This window comes from Thioprofundum lithotrophicum, from assembly GCF_055387065.1.
In genome coordinates, this window is the sequence record NZ_AP042379.1 from 2,636,424 (window position 1) to 2,655,020 (window position 18,597).

20 protein-coding genes are annotated in these 18,597 nt (G+C 64.1%); 7 read left to right on the top strand and 13 right to left on the bottom strand.

Features of this window, described 5'->3' with window-relative positions; translation table 11 throughout:
* Positions 1-75: 75 nt before the first annotated feature.
* From nrfD to dsrA, 12 genes are all read right to left on the bottom strand, one after another.
* A complete protein-coding gene (gene nrfD, locus ACZ5BH_RS12570) occupies positions 76-1,281 on the bottom strand; it encodes an NrfD/PsrC family molybdoenzyme membrane anchor subunit (RefSeq protein ID WP_464889605.1) in 1,206 nt (401 codons plus the stop codon).
* A 24-nt stretch (positions 1,282-1,305) separates the two neighbouring features.
* A complete protein-coding gene (gene dsrO / locus ACZ5BH_RS12575) occupies positions 1,306-2,061 on the bottom strand; it encodes a sulfate reduction electron transfer complex DsrMKJOP subunit DsrO (protein ID WP_464889606.1) in 756 nt (251 codons plus the stop codon).
* Positions 2,061-2,549 (bottom strand): sulfur reduction protein DsrJ, encoded by a 489-nt coding sequence (locus ACZ5BH_RS12580; RefSeq protein ID WP_464889607.1) that lies wholly within the window; start codon positions 2,547-2,549, stop codon positions 2,061-2,063. Before ACZ5BH_RS12580 ends, dsrO begins: the two co-directional genes overlap by 1 nt.
* 20 nt (positions 2,550-2,569) lie before the next feature.
* On the bottom strand, positions 2,570-4,513 hold the full coding sequence (locus ACZ5BH_RS12585; RefSeq protein WP_464889608.1) for an NAD(P)-binding protein: 1,944 nt from the start codon (positions 4,511-4,513) through the stop codon (positions 2,570-2,572).
* 54 nt (positions 4,514-4,567) lie between these two features.
* Positions 4,568-6,091, bottom strand: a complete 1,524-nt coding sequence (gene dsrK / locus ACZ5BH_RS12590; RefSeq protein WP_464889609.1) for a sulfate reduction electron transfer complex DsrMKJOP subunit DsrK — start codon at positions 6,089-6,091, stop codon at positions 4,568-4,570.
* 52 nt (positions 6,092-6,143) lie between these two features.
* Positions 6,144-6,887: a respiratory nitrate reductase subunit gamma gene (locus ACZ5BH_RS12595; protein WP_464889610.1), complete on the bottom strand. Its 744-nt coding sequence runs from the start codon at positions 6,885-6,887 to the stop codon at positions 6,144-6,146.
* An 84-nt stretch (positions 6,888-6,971) separates the two neighbouring features.
* Complete coding sequence (locus ACZ5BH_RS12600; protein WP_464889611.1) at positions 6,972-7,304, bottom strand: TusE/DsrC/DsvC family sulfur relay protein; 333 nt, start codon at positions 7,302-7,304, stop codon at positions 6,972-6,974.
* A gap of 46 nt (positions 7,305-7,350) precedes the next feature.
* Positions 7,351-7,659: a sulfurtransferase complex subunit TusB gene (gene tusB, locus ACZ5BH_RS12605; protein WP_464889612.1), complete on the bottom strand. Its 309-nt coding sequence runs from the start codon at positions 7,657-7,659 to the stop codon at positions 7,351-7,353.
* Between the two features lie 17 nt (positions 7,660-7,676).
* Entirely contained in the window at positions 7,677-8,084 is a 408-nt protein-coding gene (gene tusC, locus ACZ5BH_RS12610) for a sulfurtransferase complex subunit TusC (RefSeq protein WP_464889613.1), read from the bottom strand.
* A gap of 11 nt (positions 8,085-8,095) precedes the next feature.
* Positions 8,096-8,488 carry a sulfurtransferase complex subunit TusD gene (tusD, locus tag ACZ5BH_RS12615; RefSeq protein WP_464889614.1) on the bottom strand — a complete coding sequence of 131 codons (393 nt, stop codon included), beginning with the start codon at positions 8,486-8,488 and terminating at the stop codon, positions 8,096-8,098.
* Between the two features lie 11 nt (positions 8,489-8,499).
* Positions 8,500-9,576 carry a dissimilatory-type sulfite reductase subunit beta gene (gene dsrB / locus ACZ5BH_RS12620; protein ID WP_464889615.1) on the bottom strand — a complete coding sequence of 359 codons (1,077 nt, stop codon included), beginning with the start codon at positions 9,574-9,576 and terminating at the stop codon, positions 8,500-8,502.
* Positions 9,577-9,626: 50 nt separating this feature from the next.
* On the bottom strand, positions 9,627-10,883 hold the full coding sequence (gene dsrA / locus ACZ5BH_RS12625; protein ID WP_464889616.1) for a dissimilatory-type sulfite reductase subunit alpha: 1,257 nt from the start codon (positions 10,881-10,883) through the stop codon (positions 9,627-9,629).
* Between the two features lie 437 nt (positions 10,884-11,320).
* Between dsrA and ACZ5BH_RS12630 the strand changes: the two genes are divergently transcribed.
* The 5 genes from ACZ5BH_RS12630 to ACZ5BH_RS12650 all read left to right on the top strand — a co-directional run bounded on the left by ACZ5BH_RS12630 (position 11,321) and on the right by ACZ5BH_RS12650 (position 13,931).
* Positions 11,321-12,232, top strand: coding sequence for a TauD/TfdA family dioxygenase (locus ACZ5BH_RS12630; RefSeq protein ID WP_464889617.1), 912 nt, complete (start codon positions 11,321-11,323; stop codon positions 12,230-12,232).
* A gap of 16 nt (positions 12,233-12,248) precedes the next feature.
* Positions 12,249-12,437 (top strand): sulfur relay protein DsrC, encoded by a 189-nt coding sequence (locus tag ACZ5BH_RS12635; RefSeq protein ID WP_464889618.1) that lies wholly within the window; start codon positions 12,249-12,251, stop codon positions 12,435-12,437.
* A 14-nt stretch (positions 12,438-12,451) separates the two neighbouring features.
* Positions 12,452-13,141: a type I-MYXAN CRISPR-associated protein Cas6/Cmx6 gene (gene cas6 / locus ACZ5BH_RS12640; protein WP_464889619.1), complete on the top strand. Its 690-nt coding sequence runs from the start codon at positions 12,452-12,454 to the stop codon at positions 13,139-13,141.
* A gap of 117 nt (positions 13,142-13,258) precedes the next feature.
* Positions 13,259-13,600, top strand: coding sequence for a TusE/DsrC/DsvC family sulfur relay protein (locus ACZ5BH_RS12645; RefSeq protein ID WP_464889620.1), 342 nt, complete (start codon positions 13,259-13,261; stop codon positions 13,598-13,600).
* 121 nt (positions 13,601-13,721) lie between these two features.
* Positions 13,722-13,931 carry a hypothetical protein gene (locus ACZ5BH_RS12650; RefSeq protein WP_464889621.1) on the top strand — a complete coding sequence of 70 codons (210 nt, stop codon included), beginning with the start codon at positions 13,722-13,724 and terminating at the stop codon, positions 13,929-13,931.
* A gap of 215 nt (positions 13,932-14,146) precedes the next feature.
* On the opposite strand, the gene ACZ5BH_RS12655 is transcribed toward ACZ5BH_RS12650, so the two are convergent.
* Positions 14,147-14,821, bottom strand: coding sequence for a Fe2+-dependent dioxygenase (locus tag ACZ5BH_RS12655; RefSeq protein WP_464889622.1), 675 nt, complete (start codon positions 14,819-14,821; stop codon positions 14,147-14,149).
* A gap of 83 nt (positions 14,822-14,904) precedes the next feature.
* Between ACZ5BH_RS12655 and ACZ5BH_RS12660 the strand changes: the two genes are divergently transcribed.
* Together ACZ5BH_RS12660 and ACZ5BH_RS12665 are read left to right on the top strand one after the other, a co-directional pair.
* Complete coding sequence (locus ACZ5BH_RS12660; protein WP_464889623.1) at positions 14,905-15,240, top strand: hypothetical protein; 336 nt, start codon at positions 14,905-14,907, stop codon at positions 15,238-15,240.
* A gap of 351 nt (positions 15,241-15,591) precedes the next feature.
* On the top strand, positions 15,592-18,318 hold the full coding sequence (locus ACZ5BH_RS12665) for a cation-translocating P-type ATPase (protein ID WP_464889624.1): 2,727 nt from the start codon (positions 15,592-15,594) through the stop codon (positions 18,316-18,318).
* Positions 18,319-18,597: the final 279 nt, after the last annotated feature.

Genomic DNA, 18,597 nt, shown 5'->3' on the forward strand with positions numbered 1-18,597 from the left:
GTGCGGGATCCGAAACGGCAAAAGGGGATTTTGCAATCCCCTTTTGCGCAGGTCCGGTGTGGCAGGACTGGACGCTTACTTGTGATGGGGATCCACCACCTCGTCAGCCAGGCTCTCCGGCAGGAACTGCAGGACCTTCACGGCCAGCGCCACGATGATCATGGCCACGGCCATCCCGCCCAGGCCCAGCAGGACTTCCGGCAGGCTCGGCGTGTAGCTGTTGACGATGCCGTCGAAGAAGGAACTGGAAACTTCCTTGCCGGGGAAGATCAGCAGCGGATAGGCCTGGCCGCCGATGATGATGACGTACATGGCTGCCAGCCCGCCCAGGATCACCAGGGCCGAGGCGAAGCCGATCAGGCCGCGGTTTCGGCCCCAGGTGGGGTGGTAGACGATGGCCAGGGGCACCAGGCTGCCGAGCAGGATCCAGCCCAGCCAGAAGAGCTGGGTGTAGACGCCGCCATTGAGCAGGATGAAGGCCTCCACGCCGTGGTACTGGGTGATGTAGAGCTTGGTCAGATGGTAGGCCAGCAGCAGGAGCAGGGTGCCGGCCACGAACACGCCCAGCAGGTTCTTCAGCCGCCGCAGCAGGGCATCACCGAGGGGCCGGCCGGTCCACTTGTAGGCGGCCATGGTGACCAGGATCAGGATCGCCAGGCCGAAGGCGAAGGACATGACGATGAACAGCGGCGCCATGATGGCCTCGTTGTAGGCCAGGCGGGCCACCAGGAAGCCGAAGATGGAGCCGGTACCGGTGGTGAGGATCAGGCGCCAGACGAAGGCGCTGACCCCGGCCACCTTGGTGTACTGGGTCTTGGTCGGGTCCATCATGGTCCACAGGTAGATGGCCACCAGCAGGAAGAAGCCGTTGTAGAGGATGATGTTCCAGGCGAAGATCGACTTGAAGTTGTAGTAGGTCATGGCCACGATCAGGCGATCGGGCCGGCCGAGATCCAGCACCAGGATCATCAGGCCGCCGGCCAGCAGGGCGATGGCCAGCAGGCCGGAAAGCCGTGCCAGGGGCTTGTAGGCGGTCTTGCCGAACACCGAGGCGATGGAGGCCGTGTTCAGGGCGCCCGATGCGGCCACGATCAGGAACACGGCGAACACGTGCGGCGTCCCCCACACGATCTGGTTGGTCATGCCGGTGATGTAGTGGCCGTAATGTTCCATGAAGTACACGGCGATCAGGCCGGCACCGGCAAACGCGCCCAGTAACGCCAGCAGGGCCAGGTAGCCCGCGCTGTTCCCCTCGATGGTGCTGTATCGGATGTTTTTCATTTTCTGCACTGCTCGCTCTGGAGGTTAGAGACCCTGATAACGGATGCCGGTGTTCAGGCCCAGGTCGGCCCGGATCTGTTCGCCACCGCGCTCGCGCAGTTCGCGGGAGATGGCACTCTCCGGATCCTTGAGATCACCGAAGATCATGGCCTGTTCCGGGCAGGCTTCGACACAGGCGGGCTGACGGCCGGCATCGACCCGCTGCACGCACAGGGTGCAGGATTCCACGGTGCCCTTGCCCCGGGGGGCGTTGACCTTCTGGTCGTGCAGTTCTTCATGAATGAAGGACCGCGCCTTGTAGGGGCAGGCCATCATGCAGTAACGGCAGCCGATGCAGATGTGCTTGTCCACCAGCACGATGCCGTCGGCGCGTTTCATGGAGGCGCCGGTGGGGCACACGTCGACGCAGGGCGGATGCTCGCAGTGCTGGCACATCAGCGGCAGGGTCTGCACGTGGCCGGTCTGCTTGTCGGTGAGCTTGACCTTGCGGATCCACTGGGCCTTCTGCTCCGGCGAGGATTTCGTCTCCGGACTGTTGGGGCCCCAGCCGTATTCGTCCTGGCAGGCGGTGACGCAGGCGTCACAGCCTTCGGCACACTTGTTGGTGTTGATCAGGATCCCCCAGCGCTGGCGATCGCTGGCCGGCAGTTCCGGCGCCCGGGCGTGGGCCACCTGCTGGAGGATGACGCCGGGGGCCACGGTCAGGCTGGCCACGGCGGCTACCTGGCCGAAGAAACGGCGCCGGGCCTGGTCGGTGGTGTTGGTCTTCTTCTCGTCCATCAGCGTGCCTCATCGACGTTGGCGGAAACGGTCAGGGCGCCGGTCCGGCCGGGATTCAGATCGCCATGAGGGTTGGCCATGGCGCCTTCCTGAATCTTTTCCGGATCCGGCGTGTCGCGATGACACTCGAAACAGTCGATACGGACCGCGGCATAGGTATGGCAACTGCTGCAGAAGTGCTCCTTTTCGCCGAAGCGGGCGTACTGGCCGTCCGCCTTGGGCGTGATGTGGCAGTTCACGCACTCGGCGAGACTGAACTGCTTGGTGCGGATCCCCTGACGCAGGGTTTCGTCACGGTGATGCAGGAGGTACTGCATGTGATGCTTGCGCATGTCCTCCTCGGGACGAACGCAGCCAAACTCCGGGTTGGCCTTGGCGCGGGGTTTTGGCACCCCGGCCAGCGGACCGGTGTCGTCGGCGATGGCGGGCAGGGCGAGGACCAGCCCTGCCACCATGAGGCACTGCCTGCTCAGTTGTCCAAAGGTCACGATCCGGACTCCTATGATTGTTATTCACCCATGGCCATGTCGATGTAGCCGGTCGGGCAGACGTCGGCACAGATGTGGCAGCCGATGCACTTCTTGTAGTCGGTGGCCACGTAACGACCCATGGTGTGCTTGTCCTTCGGCACGCGGTACACGGCGTCCTGGGGACAGAAGATCACGCAGTTGTCACACTCGAAGCACATGCCGCAGCTCATGCAGCGGTCGGCTTCCTTGACGGCTTCCTCTTCGGGCAGCGGCTTCATGCGCTCGGCGAAGTGACCCAGCACTTCCTCGGCGGTGGGCACGTCTTCCTCGCGCTTGTGACGCGGGGTGTACTCGAAGTGGCCCAGGAACAGCTTCTCGGCCGGGATGATTTCCTGCTTGGCGCGATCCTCGAAGTTGTGGATGGCGAAGTCGGACTCGGAGGTGCCCCAGACGGAAGTGTGGTCGTACTCGGCGGGGGCGAGGCCGGCTTCCTGCATCTTCTCCAGCAGGTTGAAGTGATGCTTGTCCACCTTGGGCCGCTTGCCCAGCTCTTCGTTCTTGAGGTAGTGATCCACGCTCTCGGCGGCGATGGAGGCCTGGCCGATGGCGGTGGTCAGCAGGTGCGGCCGCACGATGTCGCCGGCCACGAAGTGACCGGGACGGCCGGGGACCTGGTAGTGCTGGTCGGCGTCGATCAGCTTGCGCTCGTTGCCGATGTCTTCGAAGCCGTCCAGCTTGCCGCCCTGGCCGATGGCAGCGACGATGAGATCCAGCTCGATGTCGTACTCGGAGCCTTCAATGGGGGTCTTGCCGTCGCTTTCCAGCTTCTGCACGCGGACGGCCTTGGCGCGGCCGTTCTCGTCGAGCACCAGCTCGACCGGGTTCACGCAGTCGATGATCTCGATGCCTTCGCGCTGGGCGTCGTGGATTTCGTGCTCGGCGGCGTTCATCTTGTCGATGGGCGAGCGGCTGAGCAGGATGACCTTGGCCGGCTTGCGCTTGGCATCGTCGCCGTAGTTGTGGGTGGTCTTGCCGGCGATGACGTTCTCCGGCAGCTCTTCTTCGGACATGCCTTCGATGGTGCCGAGGCGGCGGGCCACGGAGGCCACGTCGATGGAGGTGTCACCACCACCGACCACGACCACGGTCGGGCTCACGGCCTGCAGGCGGCCCTGGTTGAAGGCTTCCAGGTACTCGATACCGATGACGGCGTTGGGCGCCTTGTCGGCACCGGGGATCGGGAGCTGGCGGCCGGACCAGGCGCCCACGGCCCAGACGATGGCGTCGAAGTCCTTCTCCAGATCCTCGACCTTCACGTCCTGGCCGACGCGGGTGTTGAGCTTGAGCTCCACGTCCATGTCGATGATGCGGTTGATCTCGCCGTCCAGCACGTTGCGGGGCATGCGGTAGCCGGGAATGCCGAAGCGCATCATGCCGCCCAGGCTGTCGTGATCGTCGAACAGGGTGACGCCGTGGCCACGGCGACGCAGCTGGTAGGCCGCGGCCAGGCCGGCGGGACCGCCCCCGATCACGGCGACCTTCTTGCCGGTGTCGGGGCCGGCTTCGAACTTGAAGCCGCCTTCCAGGGCCTGGTCACCGATGTACTGTTCCACCGAGTTGATGCCGACGTGGTCTTCCACCTCGTTGCGGTTGCAGCCGTCTTCACAGGGTGCGGGGCAGACCCGGCCCATGACCGAGGGGAAGGGGTTGGCGTCGGTGGAGCGGCGGAAGGCGTATTCCTGCATGCTCATGCCCTCGGCCGGCTTCTCGATGCCGCGCACGATGTCCAGCCAGCCACGAATGTCCTCGCCGGAGGGGCAGCTGCCCTGGCACGGCGGCGTGCGGTGCACGTAGGTCGGGCACTTGTGGGAGGTGTCCTGAACGAAAATCTTGTCCGCCCAGCTTTCCCACTGGTTGTCGCCGTCCTTGAAGCGCCGGAACGTGAGCTTTTCGTTTTGCATTTCGTCGCGGGAAGTAGCCATGCCAATTCTCCTGTGTAAGCGATTCTTCTGAATTCGAAGGGATTCGTTGTTCGGTTATTCGTCGTCGGCCTCGTCACCGGCGTCTTCGGACGGCGCATCACTGAGGATGAGCGCGTCGCCGACCAGCTGGTGGACGCTGACGATCTGATCCATGGTGAAGCCGTAGTAGGGCAGCACCTTGGCAAACTGGGTCTTGCAGATGGCGCAGATGGCGGCCAGGTTGGTCACGCCATAGTCGTCCACCACGCTCTTGTAGGCGGCCATGCGCGGCATGGCGCCCTTGACGCGCAATTCCATGAGGTCGTCGGTCAAAAGACCGCCGCCGCCGCCGCAACAGAAGGTGGCTTCGCCGATGGTGTTCTCCGGCATGTCCACGTAGTTGTTGCACACGGTCTTGATGATGTTGCGCGGAATTTCCAGCTGACCTCCGGGCTTGTCGCCCATGCGCGAGGCGCGGGCCACGTTGCAGGAATCGTGGAAGGTCAGGGTCATGTGATCGTTTTCGGACGGATCGAACTTCAGCTTGCCCTTCTGGATGGCATCCCAGGTGTATTCGCAGATGTGCTGCGGCACGGGGTAGTTGGGATCCAGGAAGTCCCAGGGGCCGGCCAGGGTATTGAGGAAGCTGTAGGCCACACGCCAGGCATGGCCGCACTCGCCGAAGATGATGCGCTTGACGCCCAGATCCTTGGCGGCCTTGCGGATGCGGCGCGAGATGCGGCGCATGTTCTCGTAACTGCCGATGAACATGCCGAAGTTGGCCGCTTCCGAGGCGTAGGAGCTGAGGGTCCAGCTGGCGCCGGTCTCATGGAAGACCTTGGCGTAGCCAATCAGGCCGTCCACGTGGGGCTCGGCGAAGAAGTCGGCGGAGGGGGTGACCAGCAGGATTTCGGCGCCCTTGACGTCCAGCGGGAACTTGATGTCCACGCCCGTATCGTCCTTGACCTCTTCCTCGAGGCCTTCGAGGGTGTCGGCCAGGGCCGGCTCGGGCAGGCCGAGGTTGTTGCCGATCTTGTGGACCTTGGCGATGATTTCGTTACAGTACTTCTGGCCCATGCCCACCGCGTCCATGATCTCGCGGGCGGCCATGGAGATTTCGGCGGTGTCGATGCCGTAGGGGCAGTACACGGAGCAGCGGCGGCACTGGGAGCACTGGTGGAAGTAGCTGTACCACTCGTCCAGCACTTCGCGGGTCATGTCCACGGCGCCAACCAGCTTGGGGAAGAACTTCCCGGCAAAGGTGTAGTAACGGCGATAGACCTTGCGCAGCAGATCCTGACGGGCCACCGGCATGTTCTTGGGATCGGCGGTGCCCAGGAAGTAGTGGCACTTGTCGGTGCAGGCGCCACACTTGACGCAGGAATCGAGGAACACCTGGAGGGAGCGGAACTTGCCTTTCAGTTCGCCCAGCTTCTTGACGGCGACCTCTTCCCAGTTGTCGACCAGTTCACCCGGATAACCCAGGGGTTCCTGGAAGTCCGCCTTGGCCACGTAGGGCTTGCTGTGCGCCATCGCACCTTCCTTGAGCGGCGGGATGTCCAGAAACGCTTTCAGTTCGGGGATGTCAAAATCGGCCACAGTATTGTCCTCAATCGTTTTTGTCGCGGCGAAGGTTCAGGTCAACCGTCTGTCAGTTGCCGGATTCGGCGGCATCCAGTTCGGCCGCCCACGGCGCGATGTGACGTTTCTCGCGCGCGTTGTCGACCTGATTGCGGGTCGGACTGAAGAAGACGCCGGGCGCATGCAGCAGCTTGCTGATGGGGAAGACGATCAGCAGCGTGGCGACCAGGGCCAGATGCAGGAGCAGATTGAAGTCGTCGGGCAGCGGCCGGATGCTCCCGACCATGAGGCCCCGGAAGAAGTCCTTGACCATGACGATATCGGTATGGGTCACGAAGGTCATGGACATGCCGGTGATGACGATGCCGAGCAGCAGGGCCAGCATCAGGTGATCGGAGGGGCTGGTGATGTAGCGGATCCGCTCGACGAAGACGCGGCGGCCCCACAGGCCGAGCAGGCCGATGAGCATGCCGAAGGCGGCATACTTGCCGAAGGGCTGGATCAGGTTCACCCACCACCAGACGGGATCGGTGAAATAGCGCAGATGGCGGGCCAGCACCAGGAACATGGCCATGTGGAAGAGCCAGCCGAACAGCCAGATCCACTTGTTGGACTTGAACAGAGAGGCGAACAGGACGACTTCCCGTGCCATGCGCAGAACCACGCCGGTCTGGGTGACAGGGGCCGGCATGGTGGGAATCTTGAGGGGAGCGGGTGTCTTGGCGTAAATCCAGATTTTACGACCGACGCCGACCAGGAAGATCAGGGTCGCGGCGTAAAACAAAAGCGCATAGATAACGGACAGGGCAGACATGCTTCTGTTCCCTCTATCTGTGGAATTCGTAGGTTGGTCGAAAAGGCGGGGAGCCGTGGCTCCCCGCCGTTTTCGGGTACGGCTTTATACGCAGCCGGTCGGCTTCGGCAGACCGGCGTACTTGCACGCCTGCTTGCCGGGGCCATAGGGGAACAGTTCGTACAGGTACTTGCTGTTGCCCTTTTCCTTGCCCAGCTTCTTGCCGATGGCCTTGGTCAGAACGCGAACGGCCGGGGCGATCTGGTACTCGTCATAGTACTCACGCAGGAAGTTGATCACTTCCCAGTGGGCATCGGTCAGTTCGGTACCGTCTTCCTTGGCCATGGCTTCGGCCACGGCGGGGGTCCAGTCGTTCAGGTTGGCCAGGTAGCCTTCCTCATCAGTCTCGATGGTCTTACCTTCTACTTCGATAGGCATGGTCGATCTCCTCGTTTGAAAACTTGAAACAACAACTCAACAATGGTTACAGCCAGGCATTCACCTTGTCGTTTTCCACCGTCAGATCCACGAAGCCCTTGTAATCGACGACCTTGATGCCGTCGATCAGCTTGTCTTCGGACAGTCCGCGGGCCTTCAGATCGGCGCCGAGAACATAGATGGAAACATTGTCCATGGCGTTCTTGACGGTATCGGCTACCGTGGAACCCTGCAGGGCGCCGTACACGCCATCCTCGAACAGCAGGACGGCATGGCCTTTCCCGGCAAGACGCAGGCAGGTCTGCAGAGAAGGACGGTCGAACGGTGACTTGTTCACAGTGTGCAATGTGGACATGGTTTTCCTACCCTCTCTCAGAAGCTCAGAACAACGTCTTGCTGTTCGAGAATTTCCGCCATTTCGGCAGCCGTGACGACGCGAATGGAATCCTTTTCGGCCCAGTCGTCGTCCTCGTCCTCGTACTTGAGGGGCATGAGGTCGTCGATGGTGAGACCGCGGGCTTCCAGGGACTCCTTCTCGACGTAAATCTTGTTCACGTCGTAGTCGCCCAGGGCCGAGTAGGTCGGCGAGAAGTTCTTGATGCCGAGCTCGGTGGTGTCCTGACCCTTGACCAGCTGGAACACGCCATCGTCCATGAACGCGAGGCTCACGTCCTGTTCGAAGGCGGCGCCGATCAGCACGACTTCCAGGGCTTCCCAGGCGTAGATGGTGCCGTAAGGGGCCTTGCGGTTGACATACATGAATTTCTTGACATCAGACATGGCTAATCCCCTTAGTCGCCGAACACGACGAGACGGTCACACTGGATCCCGGCTTCGATCAGCTGGCCGAGGCCGGAGATGCGGAAGCCCGGGGCGATGTTGTTGGCATCCTTCCCGTTGCGTTCCTGTTCGCCTTCGTCCACGATGCCGCGACGCTGGGCAGCCGCCACGCACACCACCAGATCGATGTTGTGCTTTTCGGCCAGTTCGGACCAGCTCTGGACGATGTTGATGTCGTCCTGGGGCGGCGTGGTCAGGCGGGTGCCGTTGTTGACGCCGTCATGATAGAAGAACACACGGAAGATCTCGTGACCCGCGTCCAGCGCGGCCTTGACGAAATTCAAGGCCGACACGGACGCTTCGTGGGTGTAGGGACCTTCGTTTACCTGTATCCCAAACTTCATCAGCAGATTCCTCAGAAGCGGATGTGGGTCGAGGCGTTGAGGCTAGCCCGGGCACCACGCCAGTTGTCGATGTGGTACTTGGTGAAGGGCAGACCGGTCTTCTCGAAGAAGCGCGGCCAGCCGATACGCTCGATCCAGTCGTTGATCCGCTCCCAGTCCTTGGCGTCTTCCTTGTAGGTGCGCAGGATCTGCTTGACGATGGCCGTGGCTTCCGGCCAGCGCGGCGGGTTGTTGGGGATGCCGGCAGCGACCAGCTTCTGGAAGGTGGGCTTGCCACGGGCGTTGGAGTGGTTGCCACCGACCCAGATGGCCAGCTTGGTGTGCTCCGGATCGTTGATCTGCATGGGCGGGCAGGGCGGGAAGCAGGCGCCGCAGCAGATGCACTTCTTCTCGTCCACTTCCAGCGAGGGCTTGCCGTTGACCATGGCCGGACGGATGGCGGCGACCGGGCAGCGGGCTACGACCGACGGGCGCTCGCACACGTTGGCGACCAGATCGTGGGCGATCTTCGGCGGCTTGGTGTGCTGGACGTTGATGGCGATGTCACCCTGGCCGCCGCAGTTGATCTGGCAGCAGGAGGTGGTGATGTGCACCCGGTTGGGCATGTTGCAGTTCTTGAACTCGTCGATGAGCTCGTCCATCATCGCCTTGACCACGCCGGAAGCGTCGGTGCCGGGGATGTCGCAGTGCAGCCAGCCCTGGGTGTGGGAGATCATGGCCACCGAGTTGGCGGTGCCGCCGACGATGAAGCCGGCTTCTTCCAGGGCGTCGATCAGCGGCTGGACCTTGGCTTCGTCGGCCACCATGTACTCGATGTTCGAGCGGATGGTGAAACGCACGTAGCCTTCGCCGTACTTGTCGCCGATTTCGGTCAGCTTGCGCAGGGTGAACAGGTCCAGGATGCGCTGGGTGCCGGCCTTGACGGTCCAGATCTCGTCACCGCTGTGGGCCACGTGACGCAGCACGCCGGGACGCGGGTGCTCGTGGTACTTCCACTGGCCGAAGTTCTTGCGCATGACCGGATGCATGTACTGGAAGCCGTCAGGGCAACCGGATTCGATCGGCTGACGCATTTCTTCTAATGCCATTCGTCTTCTCCTGATTAACTTGATACGTTAGTGAATCGACAAACCCGGGATCAGCCGGCCGCCTGTTCGGCCTTGCGGGCAAACCACTTCTCGGCTTCCTCGTCCCAGCCGTCCATGCGGACGTAGGAGGACTGGCGCGGGTTGTTGACCATGTGCGGATCCACTTCGACGCCGATGCCTTCGAGGAAGTTGACCAGGCCGATACGCTCGATCATCTCACCGGTACGCTCGTGCTCGAGCGCGTTTTCGGCAAAGAAGTCGATGACCTCTTCGGCCAGTTCGACCAGGCTTTCGTAGTCCTCTTCGGTTTCCAGCTTCTTGAAGGGCACGATGACGGTACCCATCAGGTCGCCGATCTTCAGGGTGCGCTTGCCGCCGATGAGGATGGTGACGCCCTTGTCGTCCCCCGGAGAGAGGGCCTTGTTCATGACGTTCAGGCAGTGCATGCAGCGCACGCAGTCATGATTGTTGACGTCCAGGGTGTCGTCGTCGTTCAGGGTCATGCACTGGGTCGGGCAGCGGGTGATGACGTTGTCGATCACGTACTGACGGCCCTTGGCTTCGATGAACTTCTTGACTTCGTCCTGATCGATCTTCATGTCGTCACGCCAGGTGCCGATGACGGCGAAGTCGGAACGCTCGATGGCGTTCTGGCAGTCGTTGGGGCAGCCCGAGACCTTGAACTTGAACTTGTAGGGCAGGGCCGGACGGTGCACGTCGTCGGTGAAGTTGTTCACCAGCCAGCGCTGGATGGCGTGCTCGTTGGCGCAGGACTGTTCGCAGCGGGCGGCGCCGACGCAGGACATGGCGGTACGCACGCAGGGACCGGCACCACCGAGGTCCCAGCCGTACTCGTTGATCTCGTCGAAGAAGTGCTGGGTGTTTTCGGTGGTGGTACCGATGAACATGATGTTGCCGGTCTGGCCGTGGAAGGTGATGAGGCCGGAACCGTACTTCTCCCAGCTGTCGGCCAGCTGGTTCAGCATGTCGGTGGTGTAGTAGTTGCCGGCGGGCGGCTGAACGCGGAGGGTGTGGAATTCCTTGGACTCAGGGAAGGCATCGGCGACTTCGGAGAAACGGGGAATGATGCCGCCGCCATAGCCGAAGACGGAAACGGTGCCGCCTTTCCAGTAACCCTTGCGGGTTTCGTAGGAGTGTTCCAGCTGGCCGAGCAGGGAACCGACGGTTTCGTTGATGCGCGGATCCGGGTGTTCGTCACGCAGGCGCTTGAAGCCGGAGATGAAGCTGGGCCAGGGACCCTTTTCCAGCTCGTCCAGCATCGGGGTGTCATGAATCTTCTTCGCCATGGCATTCTCCTTGAGGGGTTAGCCGTTAAGCCTTGGGTTGAATCGAAAAACCTTGCACATCCCACCGCGGCGGAATGCGACGTGTCCGAGTTGCTGCGAAGTCTAGGGCGGCCGGAAAAATGTGACCACCTTCCTCATGGGGGAGTGGGGCGTATCCCCTTATCCCCAATGGGGTATGGTCGACCCCGTCCGGATTTTCGCCCTGCCGACCGCACGCTTGGCCCGCTGGCCGTATCACCAGCAGGATATACCGTACAGGGGCAGGCCGTGTTTCAATCCCCGTCCGCAAGCGGCCCGGCCGACGCCCCCTTGAAACGGGCGGCGCCGGTGCCCATGAAGCCTAGTTGAACTTGCGGCGTTTGCCAATCCCTAGTATTTTACTCAGGAAAGCCGCGCAAACTGTGGGCGTATTCTACTCGGGGCCGCCAGGAAAGCAAATGTCCGATCCGTCAGTCCATTCCGTCCGGTTTGCCGGGGGCTCGCCCTTCGATCCCGACGCCGGCGATGCGTGGCGCCGCTGGCGGGATGCGAAGCTGGCCGGCTATCCGGCCAGCGCCGCTGATCTGCTGGTGGAGCTGCGCGACGGCTTCCGCCTGCGCGAGAGCGAGCTGGCGGCCCTGCGGGAGCGGGTGCGGCGTGCCGGCTTCGCCATCTACCAGGTCCCGGCTCGCCAGGCGGAGGACAAGGCCGTGGTGCGGGCCATCGGCCGGCAACTCGGCCTGCGGCGTCTGGATGGCAACCTGTGTGCCGACGAGGACAACATCACCGCCCTGCGGGTGACGGACGAAGGCCGGCAGCGGTTCTACATTCCCTACACCGATCGGCGCCTGAGCTGGCATACCGACGGCTATTACAACGCGCCGGCGCAGCGCATCCGGGGGATGGTGCTGCACTGCGTGCGGCCGGCGGCGCGGGGCGGCGAGAACCTGCTGCTGGATCACGAGATGGCCTGGCTGGATCTGCGCCAGCGCGATCCGGCCCTGGTCCGGGCCCTGATGCATCCCGCGGCCATGATCATCCCGCCCAACGTGGAGAACGGGGTGGAGATCCGCGGGGAGCTGCGCGGCCCGGTGTTCAGCGTGGACGCGGGCGGCGCCCTGCACATGCGCTACACCGATCGCACCCGCAGCATCGCCTGGCGGGACGACGCGGCCACGCGCGCCGCCCGCGAGCACCTGCGGGCGCTGCTGCACGGGGATTCCCCCTGGATTCTGCGTCACCGCCTCGAGCCGGGGCAGGGCGTGCTGAGCAACAACGTGCTGCACGCCCGCACCGCCTTCGAGGACGGTGACGGACCGGGCCGCCTGCTGTACCGGGCCCGCTATTACGACCGAATTGCCGAAACCTGAGCCGGGAGGCCAAGACATGCTGTATCTGAGCGAACTGTTGTTGCAACGGCACGATCTGGAGAATTTCGAGGAACTCTGCCAGGCGGTGGCCGCCAAGGCCCGGGAGGGTGAGATGTTCTTCCGCATGGACGTGCGCCCGCCGTTCCCCGACACCCCCGAGGACTGGGAGGAGCGCCTCGAAGCGCGCTTCACCTCGGCCCGCTGAGCGGAGGCGGCGGCATGAGTGATCAGAACCTGTTCTGGAGCGAGGAGCGGGACGAGAAGGCGGCCTGGCAGGTCCCGGATCGGGTCCAGGACGTGATCTTCCGCATCGAGTGCAAGTCCATCCCCCAGGAACACGCCCATCTGCTGGCCGAGGCCCTGCAACAGGCCCTGCCGTGGCTGGCCGACGAGCCGCAGGCCGGCATCCATCCGCTGCTCGGCGCCGAGTCGGGCAACGGCTGGGAGCGGCCGGACACGGAAATCCTCTACCTGTCGCGCCGCCAGCGCCTGACCCTGCGCCTGCCCAAGACGCGCCTCGAGGACGTGCAGGCCCTGGTGGGACAGACGCTGGACATCGGCGGTCATCCCCTCAAGGTGGGCGCGTTCACCACCCGCAAGCTCAGCGATCTGCCGACCCTGTTCGCCAAGGGCGTGATCAGCGAGCCCGGCCAGAGCGAGAGTGAATTCCTGCAGACCGTGGCCGAACGCCTCAAGGCGCTGGACATCCGGATCCGCAAGATGCTGTGCGGCAAGGAGGGCCAGATCGCCGGGCCCGACGGCATTCTCCATACCCGTTCCCTGATGCTCGCCGAGCTGGATCGGGAGGAATCGGTTCGCCTGCAGGAGGAGGGGATCGGCCCCGGCCGCCAGTACGGCTGCGGCCTGTTTCTGCCGCAGAAGGACATCAAGCCGGTCCGCCCTGACTGATCCGACCCTCCCGGTGGGGATATTGTCTCTCGCCGTGGATCGGGTTTAATTGCGCCCGTTCGAATTTTGCACCCTTTCGTTTCCGGGGCCCGGCCCCGCATCCAAGAGGAAATCGACATGTCCTTTGAATTCAACGGCAAGACCATCGAAACCACTGAAACCGGCTATCTGGTCGATCCCAACGACTGGACCGAGGAGATGGCCCAGTACCTGGCCGATCAGGAAGGCCTCGGCGAGCTGACCGAGCGCCACTGGGACATCATCAACTACCTGCGCGACGAATACTTCAACAACAACCAGAACCAGCCCAACGAACGCGCCATCCTCAAGGCCATGAGCAAGAAGTGGGGCCAGAAACTGGCGCAGAAGGACACCTTCTCCCTGTTCCCCAAGATGCCTTCCAAGCAGGGCGGCAAGGTGGCCGGGCTGCCGGAAAGCCGGCGCAAGGGCGGCTACTGATCCCGGGATAGCCTTATAGACCAAAGTGGATATGGCCAGCCCGTGCGGCCACTGCTAGATTTGCCGCCACGGATTTCCGGTCCACCCGTTTTCCATATACCTTAATATACAGGGGCAGAAAATGAGCGAAAAAGCCAAACTGATCCAGGAAATGCTCGAATTGCAGAAGAAGTTCATGGAATACGAGCACGAGCACGGCGTGACCGCCGAAGAATACTACGTGCCGAAGGAAGGCCACCCGCTGCACGGCTACCGTGAGCGCTACGCCGAGCTGGCCGACAAGGTCAACGCCCTGGCGCACGCGGAAAAGGGCTCCAAGCGTTTCTACTGAGCGCTTTCCCAACGCCGAAAAAAGGGCCGCAAAGCGGCCCTTTTTTGTGTGATATAATCATTAAAAAACAATAAGATATAATGTGTTTTTAATGTAAATTGGTAGGCCGGCTCAAGCGCAGCGGAGCCGGCAAAGAAGCATCATCCACAAATGCCGGCTCCGCTGCGCTTGAGCCGGCCTACCCGATTTTCCTGTTTCCTCATTCCTCAGTCGTTCTACGTCTCCGCCCACATCCGCACCAGGTTCACGTAGGCCACGTCCACCCGTTTGGTCTCCGGTTCTTCGGGGCGGTGTTTGAGCAGGCTCTCGCGGGCCTGGTTGAGCTCGTAGAGCAGTTCCCGGCGGGCCGGGTCGCGGACCATGCTCTGGGCCCAGGTCACGGCCACCAGGCGCTCGCCGCGGGTCACTTCGGCCACGTGGTGGAGGCTGGAGGAGGGGTAGACCACGGCGTGCCCGGCCGGCAGCTTCACCCGTTGATCGCCGAAGGGGGTGCGTACCACCAGTTCGCCGCCGTCGTATTCGTCCGGCTCGCTGAGGAACACGGTGGTGGACACGTCGGAGCGGTAGCGGCCCTGGGGCGGCCCCATGACCGGATCGTCCACGTGATCGCCATAGGTCATGCCGGGCGCGTAGCGGGCGTAGAAGGGGCTGGCGACCTTCAGCGGCAGCACCGCCGACTGGTATATGGGATGCTGCACCAGGCTGCCCATGACGATCCGGTTGAGGGGCTGGATGAGCCGATCCTCCGGTCCCAGTTCCTCGTTGTGCTTGACCCGCCTGGCCGCCTTGCCGGCGGACAGACGGCCATCGATGAAGCGGCCGCGGGCCAGGAGATCGCGCACCTCGCGAAGCTGTTCGGGGCGCAGAACGGCGGGTATTTCCAACAACATTGCTCAGGTACTCATCGGCGACGGTTCGCGCTAGAATAGCACAGCGAATTTCCCCAACCCCTTTTCTGAATTTGGAGCCTGGCATGATTCTCAACGTCGTCGTCGATGGAAACACCTTTCCCGTGGAAGTCCCGGATCACCTGGTGCGGGAGGCCGGCGAGTTCTTCGACAGGATCGATGCCGACATGGACAAGGGCTATCTCGTCGGCCGCGAGTGGGTGGACAACCCCACCCTCGAACACCGCGTGCAGGTGGTGGCCGATCGCATGCTTACCGCCATGGAGACCGAAAACGAATCCATGCGCGTGATGATGGCCGCCTACATCCTCAATCGCGTGCCCGGCATCAAGGGCGTGCGCGTCGCCACCGATGGCGACATCATGGAATCGGAACTGTTGATGGATCTCTCCCAGTTCTGAGCGCGCACGGTCCCCTGTAGGCGCGGCGCCCTCGCCGCGACGAACGCTGCCCGCCAACGCCGGTCATTGACGAGTGGCTGACGACCGGGAAAACCCGCGCCTTCCCCTGTCACCCGTCCACCGCATGGTCGCGGCTTGCGCCGCGCCTACAAGGTGCCGAAAACGCTGTAGGCGCGGCGCAAGCCGCGATACAGGGGACGAGTGGCGTGGTTCGACGAAGCCGCAAGAGCAACGGTTTTCCTCGTTTCTCGTCCCTCCATGGCCGCGGCTCGATCTGCGCCTGCCCCGTTGCGGTCAGGCACCCTGTCGCCGGTGCTATGATGGCTTCCGGTGCACCACGGGAGCCCTTCGATGCCTGAATCGCCGCTGTCTGCGCCTCACAGTCTTTCGCCAGAGACGGTCTTGGAACGGCTGGCCAGCCGCGCCTCGGGCCTGTCGCCGGAGGAAGCGGCCCGCCGGCTGGCGCGCTACGGGCCCAATCGCCTGCCGCGCCCGACGGGCGATGGCCTTGTGCGCATCTTCCTGCGCCAGTTCGCCAGTCCGCTCATCTACGTGCTGGTGGCTGCGGCCATTCTCTCGGCGGTCATCGGCGACTGGAGCGATGCCGGCTTCATCACCGCCGTGCTGCTCATCAACGCCGTCATCGGCACCTTCCAGGAATTTTCCGCCCAGCGTGCCGCCGAGGCCCTGCAGCGGCTGGTGAAGATCCGCAGCCGCGTGCTGCGCGGCGGCGAGGACTACGAGATCGATGCCGAGCAGCTGGTGCCGGGCGACATCGTGCTGCTCGAGTCGGGCAGCGGGGTACCGGCGGATCTGCGCCTGCTGGACAGCCATGATCTGGAAATCGACGAGTCGCTGCTGACCGGCGAGTCCCTGGCGGTGGGCAAGCAGGCCGACCTGTGCCTGCCGGACGACACGCCGCTGGCGGAACGGCGCAACATGGCCTTTGCCGGCACGCTGGTCCTGCGCGGCCGTGGGCATGGCGTGGTGGTCGCCACCGCCCTGGACACGGCGCTGGGGCAGATCGCCAGCGACGTGCTGGCGCGGCCGGCGGCGCGCCCGCCGCTGGTGGAGCGCATGGAGCGCTTCACCCGCTGGATCGCCATGCTGGTGGGCGTGGCGGCCCTGCTCATGGCCCTGATCGCCCTGTATCGCGGCATGCCCCTGGCCGAGGTCTTCCTGATGGCCGTGGCCCTGGCCGTGTCGGTGATCCCGGAAGGCCTGCCCGTGGCGCTGACCGTGGCGCTGGCGGTGAGCATGCGCCGCATGGCCCGGCGCAACGTGCTGATCCGCCGGCTGGTGGCGGTGGAGTCGCTCGGCTCCTGCACCTTCGTCGCCACCGACAAGACCGGCACCCTCACGCTCAACCAGCTCATGGCCCAGCGGCTGGTGATCCCGGAGCCGGAGCCGGAAGTCTGGCAGGTGACGGGGGAAGGGCTGGCGCCGGACGGCGAGGTGATCACGCCCCGCGGGCCGCCGGCGCCGGAGGAATGGGCCCTGCTGCGCCGCATCGCCGAGGCCGCGGCGCTGGCCAACGAGGGCTTCCTGGGCCGGCGCAACGGCGAATGGATCCGCCACGGCGACGCGGTGGACGTGGCCCTGCTGGTGCTGGCCCACAAGGCCGGGGTGATCCGCGACGAGCTGCTGCTGCGCCTGCCGGAAGTGGCCACCATTCCCTTCGAATCGGAACGCATGTATGCCGCCAGCCTGCATCGTGCCGAGGAGGGATACCGGATCTGCGTCAAGGGCGCGGTGGAACGGCTGCTGCCCATGTGCAGCCGCATGGCCACCCGGCAGGGCGAGGTGCCGCTTCAGGCGGAGCACGTGGCCGGCGTGGCCGAGCGTCTGGCCGCCGACGGCTTCCGGGTGATTGCGCTGGCCGACGGCGAGCTGGAACTGGCCGATCCCGAATCCCTGGGCGAGGGGCATCTGCGTGATCTCACCCTGCTGGCGCTGGTGGGCATGATCGATCCCCTGCGCCCCGAGGCGGCGGAGGCCGTGGCCCGTTGCCGGGAAGCGGGGATCGAGGTGGCCATGATCACCGGCGATCACCCGGCCACGGCCCTGGCCATCGCCCGCGAGCTGGCGCTGGCGCAAGACGCGGCGCAGGTGGTCACGGGACCGCAACTGGCCCGGGTGAGCGGCCCGGAGGCGCTGGACCGACTCACCGCGCGGGCCCGGGTCTATGCGCGGGTGGAGCCCCACCAGAAGCTGGACATCGTGCTCTCCCTGCAGCGCCAGGGGCATTACGTGGCGGTCAGCGGCGATGGCGCCAACGACGCCCCGGCGCTGCGCGCCGCCCAGGTGGGGGTGGCCATGGGCCGCCAGGGGACCGACGTGGCCCGCGAGAGCGCCGATCTCATCATTACCGACGACAACTTCGCCTCCATCGTGGCCGGGGTGGAGGAAGGGCGCATCGCCTACGGCAACGTGCGCAAGGTGATCTTCCTGCTGGTCTCCACCGGCGCCGCCGAGCTGGTGCTGTTCCTGCTGGCCCTGTTCAGCGGCCTGGCCATTCCGCTTCTGGCCGTGCAACTGCTGTGGCTGAACCTGGTGACCAACGGCATCCAGCACGTGGTGCTGGCCTTCGAGCCGGGCGAGGGCCACGAGCTGCGCCAGCCGCCCCGGCCACCCGACGAGGGGATCTTCAACCGCCTGATGGTCGAACGGGTGGTGCTGAGCGCGCTGGTGATGGGCGGGGTGGCCTTCTTCCTCTACCAGCTCCTGCTCGAGCGGGGCTTCTCTCTCGACGAGGCGCGCAACGGCACCCTGCTGCTGATGGTGCTGTTCGAGAATCTGCACGTGTTCAATTCCCGCTCCGAGACCCTCTCGGTGTTCCGCCACAGCCTGCTGCGCAATCCGCTGCTGGTGCTGGGGGTGCTGGCGGCGCAGGGGATCCATATCGGCGCCATGTACCTGCCGGGGCTGGCGGACGTTCTGCACATCCGGCCGGTTTCGCCCGAACACTGGCTGGAACTGCTGGGCATGGCCCTGTCGGTGCTGGTGGTGATGGAGGCGCACAAGGTCGTGTGGCAGTGGCGGGAAAAGAGGAAAGCGAAAAGAGACAAGGGACAGTAGGCCCGGACGCGTTGCCGATCCCGGGGACGATTGTTCGTTGTCGCAAAATGTCTTGACGCAAATTGCTTGAGGCAGGAGCGGCGCAAGCCGCGAAAACGTCGCCCGTCGCGGCTTGCGCCGCTCCTACAGGATGGAGACTGCATCGAATTCCGCAGTCTCTCTGTAGGCCGGCACAAGCGCAGCGGAGCCGGCGAAAAGGTGTCCTGCCAAAATGCCGGCTCCGCTGCGCTTGAGCCGGCCTACGCAGGTGAAAAACCATTTTGAGCCCCTTTATGCAAG

Coding starts and splice junctions, on each gene's coding strand:
- dsrA (WP_464889616.1), bottom strand. CDS start 10,883: ATGGCGAAGAAGATTCATGACACCCCGATGCTGGACGAGCTGGAAAAG.
- ACZ5BH_RS12635 (WP_464889618.1), top strand. CDS start 12,249: ATGCTGTATCTGAGCGAACTGTTGTTGCAACGGCACGATCTGGAGAAT.
- ACZ5BH_RS12655 (WP_464889622.1), bottom strand. CDS start 14,821: ATGTTGTTGGAAATACCCGCCGTTCTGCGCCCCGAACAGCTTCGCGAG.
- tusC (WP_464889613.1), bottom strand. CDS start 8,084: ATGTCTGATGTCAAGAAATTCATGTATGTCAACCGCAAGGCCCCTTAC.
- ACZ5BH_RS12660 (WP_464889623.1), top strand. CDS start 14,905: ATGATTCTCAACGTCGTCGTCGATGGAAACACCTTTCCCGTGGAAGTC.
- nrfD (WP_464889605.1), bottom strand. CDS start 1,281: ATGAAAAACATCCGATACAGCACCATCGAGGGGAACAGCGCGGGCTAC.
- ACZ5BH_RS12585 (WP_464889608.1), bottom strand. CDS start 4,513: ATGGCTACTTCCCGCGACGAAATGCAAAACGAAAAGCTCACGTTCCGG.
- ACZ5BH_RS12650 (WP_464889621.1), top strand. CDS start 13,722: ATGAGCGAAAAAGCCAAACTGATCCAGGAAATGCTCGAATTGCAGAAG.
- ACZ5BH_RS12665 (WP_464889624.1), top strand. CDS start 15,592: ATGCCTGAATCGCCGCTGTCTGCGCCTCACAGTCTTTCGCCAGAGACG.
- tusD (WP_464889614.1), bottom strand. CDS start 8,488: ATGAAGTTTGGGATACAGGTAAACGAAGGTCCCTACACCCACGAAGCG.
- ACZ5BH_RS12645 (WP_464889620.1), top strand. CDS start 13,259: ATGTCCTTTGAATTCAACGGCAAGACCATCGAAACCACTGAAACCGGC.
- ACZ5BH_RS12595 (WP_464889610.1), bottom strand. CDS start 6,887: ATGTCTGCCCTGTCCGTTATCTATGCGCTTTTGTTTTACGCCGCGACC.
- dsrB (WP_464889615.1), bottom strand. CDS start 9,576: ATGGCATTAGAAGAAATGCGTCAGCCGATCGAATCCGGTTGCCCTGAC.
- dsrO (WP_464889606.1), bottom strand. CDS start 2,061: ATGGACGAGAAGAAGACCAACACCACCGACCAGGCCCGGCGCCGTTTC.
- cas6 (WP_464889619.1), top strand. CDS start 12,452: ATGAGTGATCAGAACCTGTTCTGGAGCGAGGAGCGGGACGAGAAGGCG.
- tusB (WP_464889612.1), bottom strand. CDS start 7,659: ATGTCCACATTGCACACTGTGAACAAGTCACCGTTCGACCGTCCTTCT.
- ACZ5BH_RS12630 (WP_464889617.1), top strand. CDS start 11,321: ATGTCCGATCCGTCAGTCCATTCCGTCCGGTTTGCCGGGGGCTCGCCC.
- ACZ5BH_RS12600 (WP_464889611.1), bottom strand. CDS start 7,304: ATGCCTATCGAAGTAGAAGGTAAGACCATCGAGACTGATGAGGAAGGC.